Source organism: Actinocorallia lasiicapitis (assembly GCF_054778695.1).
On the sequence record NZ_BAAGZI010000548.1, the window covers coordinates 1 to 2,979 of the forward strand.

Here is a 2,979-nt window from a genome sequence, read left to right on the forward strand (position 1 = left end):
GGCCCAGCGCGGCCGCGTCGCCGCCGGTGGCGGGCTCGTGCACCCAGTAGCGGCGGTGCTGGAAGGCGTAGGTGGGCAGATCGACGGTGCGGGGGGCGTGGCCGGTGAGGACGGCGGCCGTGTCGAGGGGCAGGCCGGTGGTGTGGAGGCGGGCCAGCGCCAGCAGCAGGGTGGCGGATTCGGGACGGTCTCGGCGCAGCGCGGCCGCCGCGACCGTGTGGTCATGGGTGAACGACTGGGCGGCCATCGCGGTGAGGACGCCGTCGGGGCCGATCTCCAGGAATCGGGTGACTCCGGCCGTCTCCAGCGCGCGCACCCCGTCGGAGAACCGGACGGCGTCACGCACGTGCCGCACCCAGTACTCGGGGGTCTGCGGTTCGGTCGAGGCGATGGCGCCAGTCACGTTCGACACCAGCCGGATCGACGGCGTCCCGAAGGTCAGGTTCTGGACGACGCGTCGGAATTCGCCCAGCATCGGTTCTATCAGCGGCGAATGGAAGGCGTGTGATACCCGTAGCGGGGTCGTCTTGCGGCCCTGTGCGGCGAACACGTCCACGACCTTCGCGACCGCGGTCCTCTCGCCCGAGACCACGAGGGAGCGCGGCCCGTTGACCGCGGCGATCCCCACGTCGCCGGTGAGCAGCGGGCGTGTCTCCTCCTCGGTCGCCTCGATCGCGACCATCGCGCCGCCGGCGGGAAGCGCCTGCATCAGACGGCCCCGGGCGGCCACCAGACGGGCGGCGTCGGCCAGCGAGAACACCCCGGCGACGTGCGCCGCGCCGATCTCGCCGATCGAATGGCCAGCCACGAAATCGGGGGTGATCCCCCACGACTCGACGAGGCGGTAGAGGGCGACCTCGAACGCGAACAGCCCGGCCTGCGTGTAGACCGTCTGGTTCAGGGCTTCCTCGTCACCCCACACGACCTCGCGGAGCGGGCGGTCGAGGTGCTCGTCCAGTGCGGTGCAGGCCGTGTCGAAGGCTTCGGCGAACACCGGGTAGGTCGTGTGGAGTTCGCGGCCCATGCCGACGCGCTGGCTGCCCTGGCCGGAGAAGAGGAACGCGGTCAGGCCGCTGGAGCGCGCCTTGCCGCGGACCACGGTGCTCGTGCTGCCGTCCGCCGCCAGGGTGGCGAGGCCGGTCAGCAGGGTGTCGCGGTCCGTGCCGACCGCCACGGCGCGGTGTTCGAGGGACGCCCGGCCGTCGGCCAGTGAGAACGCGATGTCCGCGGGGTTCAGGTCGGGGCGGGCGGTGACGAAGGCGTGCAGGCGTGCCGCCTGGGCGGTGAGTGCTTCCGGGGTCTTCGCCGAGACGGTCCACGGCACGGGTGCGGGGGACGTCGGGCGGGCCGGGACGGGCTCGGGCACGGGACCCTGCTCGATGATCACGTGGGCGTTGGTGCCGCTGATCCCGAACGACGACACTCCGGCCCGGCGCGGACGCCCGTTCCGCGGCCACTCGCGGGCTTCGGTCAGCAGGCTGACGTCGCCTTCGGTCCAGTCCACCTGGGGCGTCGGCCGGTCCACGTGCAGGGTTTTCGGGAGCACTCCGTGCCGCATCGCCTCGACCATCTTGATGATCCCGGCGACCCCGGCCGCTGCCTGGGTGTGCCCGATGTTCGATTTGATCGAACCGAGCCACAGCGGCTGTTCCCGATCCTGACCGTAGGTCGCCAGCAAGGCCTGAGCCTCGATCGGATCGCCCAGCGTGGTGCCCGTGCCATGGGCTTCCACCGCGTCCACGTCCGAGCTCGACAGCCCGGCGTTGGCGAGGGCCGCCCGGATCACGCGCCGTTGGGACGGGCCGTTCGGCGCGGTCAGACCGTTGGAGGCGCCGTCCTGGTTGATCGCGCTGCCTCGCAGGATCGCGTGGACGGTGTGGCCGTTGCGGACGGCGTCCGACAGTCGTTCGACGACCAGGACGCCGACGCCCTCGCCCCAGCCGGTGCCGTCGCTGGCTTCGGCGAAGGACTTGCAGCGGCCGTCGGCCGACAGCCCGCGCTGGCGGCTGAACTCGATGAACGTGCCTGGAGTCGCCATCACCGTCACCCCGCCCGCCAGGGCGAGCGAGCATTCTCCGGCGCGGAGTGACTGGGCGGCCAGATGGAGGGCGACCAGTGAGGAGGAGCAGGCGGTGTCGACGGTGACGGCCGGGCCTTCGAGTCCGAGCGAGTAGGCGACCCGCCCGGACACGATCGAACCCGAACTGTTGTTGAACGCGTAGTCGTGGTACATCAGGCCCGCGAACACTCCGACGGGTGCGCCCTTCAGGGACTGCGGGTCGACGCCCGTGCGTTCCAGGGCCTCCCAGGAGACTTCCAGGAGCAGGCGCTGCTGCGGGTCGATGATCTGGGCCTCGTTCGGGGAGATCCCGAAGAACCCGGCGTCGAACTCGCCCGCGTCGTGGAGGAACGCGCCTTCGCGGGTGTAGGTCTTGCCCTCGGTGCCGGGCACCGGATCGTAGATCGACGGCACGTCCCAGCCGCGGTCCTCCGGGAACAGCGACACACCGTCCCGGCCCTCGGCCACCAGGTTCCAGAGATCCTCGGCCGAGGTGACGCCGCCGGGATAGCGGCAGGCCATGCCGACGATGACGATCGGGTCGTCGTCGGCGGCCGTTCCGGCGGGGACGGTGTGAGCCACGTCGGTGAGGCCCGACAGTTCGGCGTCCAGCCGGTCGGCGAGGGCGGCGGGCGCGGGATGGTCGAACACGAGGGTCGCGGGGAGCCGCAGGCCGGTGGCCTGGCCGAGCCGGTTGCGGAGTTCGACGGCCGACAGCGAGTCGAAGCCCAGGTCGCGGAACGCGCGCTCGGGTTCGACCGCCTCCGGCCCGGCATGGCCGAGGATCGCGGCGGCCTGCGCACGGACCAGGTCGAGCAGCGCACGGGAGCGTTCGGTCGCGGAAAGTCCGGCCAGAGTGCCGCGCAGTTCGGTGGTCGCGGCGGTGTCAGGTGCGGCGTGGCGGCGGGCCGGGCCGCGGA

Annotated in this window: 1 protein-coding gene; it reads right to left on the bottom strand. The window is 72.2% G+C overall.

Annotation, left to right across the window (positions count from 1 at the left end; all coding sequences use genetic code 11):
* The coding region (locus tag ACYVE7_RS31920; RefSeq protein WP_460370024.1) for a type I polyketide synthase at window positions 1–2,979 on the bottom strand (2,979 nt) is incomplete at both ends.